General features: G+C 62.8%; 1 protein-coding gene and 1 pseudogene. One reads left to right on the forward strand and one right to left on the reverse strand.

Annotated features, from left to right (window positions below; genetic code table 11):
* A partial coding sequence (locus ACFQU0_RS11455; protein ID WP_417451970.1) for a transposase occupies nt 1-579 on the reverse strand: 579 nt, incomplete at its 3' end.
* 43 nt (nt 580-622) lie between these two features.
* Here ACFQU0_RS11455 and ACFQU0_RS11460 point away from each other — a divergent pair.
* Nucleotides 623-955, forward strand: a pseudogene (locus ACFQU0_RS11460) (transposase); the annotation flags it as partial.
* Between the last annotated feature and the right edge of the window lie 41 nt (nt 956-996).

Here is a 996-nt window from a genome sequence, read left to right on the forward strand (position 1 = left end):
CCCCTGCCGTCGACCGTTCCATGACACCTGCGGTCCGGCAATCGTTCGCCCGCCCGGCGTCGCGATGTTCCCAGCAAGACGATCCTGCACGTACTTGCGTAGCGCCTGGTTGCTCACCAGCTTGACCTCCTTGGGTCTTCTCGCTGCCCGGTCAGCATGCCACTGCGCGGTATGAGAGCGGTAATCCAGATTGCCACCGCGCGTCGCCGCATTGCGCCGCAGCTCGCGCGAGATCGTTGAGGCGGAACGCCCAAGCTGGCGGGCGATCTCCCGGACACCCTCACCACGGGCGCGCGCCAACGCGATCTCCTCACGCTCGGCAAACGACAAGTAGCGGGCGGTGGGCTGCGGAGCGGATGGTGCTAGATGCGAAGGTGGCATACCGCCGCATTGTCGGAACCATCTGGATCCAACCGCCATAGAAACCCCGGCCACGGCGGCCGCGTCCTCACTGCTAAGCCCGCGTGCGATTGCCTGCCAAAACGGCCATCGCGCTGCCCGATGCAGAACCGGCGGTCGCCCGGGTGAGCTCAACTTTGCGCGTAGCGATGCGCTCGCCTTCCTCGTCTTCACATCCATCAACACCTCCGGATAGAACGTGTTGCAACGATGGGTTGAACCCACCCAGTACACCAGCCTGGCCTTTGGCGAGCGCTGCCGGCAGATGCAGGTGCGACCTTCGATGGGGACTGTGGGCGATGCCTACGACAACGCGATGGCCGAGAGCTTCTTTGCCAGCCTGGAAGGTGAACTCATCGAGCGCAGTACCTTCCAGAGCAAGGCGCAGGCTCGCATGGCGGTCTTCACCTGGATTGAAGGCTGGTACAACCCCCGGCGCCGCCACAGCGGCCTGGGCTACCTCTCACCCCTGAACTTTGAAAGGACCAACGAAGCGCTGTTTGATGTTGTTGAAGATGCCTACGTGCATGTCGAGACAACACCCGAAACGGTTTGAGAATCAAACCAGTACCCGTCCACGGAAGTGGGTCAACTCCA

Source organism: Hydrogenophaga defluvii (assembly GCF_042665235.1).
GTDB lineage: Bacteria > Pseudomonadota > Gammaproteobacteria > Burkholderiales > Burkholderiaceae_C > Hydrogenophaga > Hydrogenophaga defluvii_A.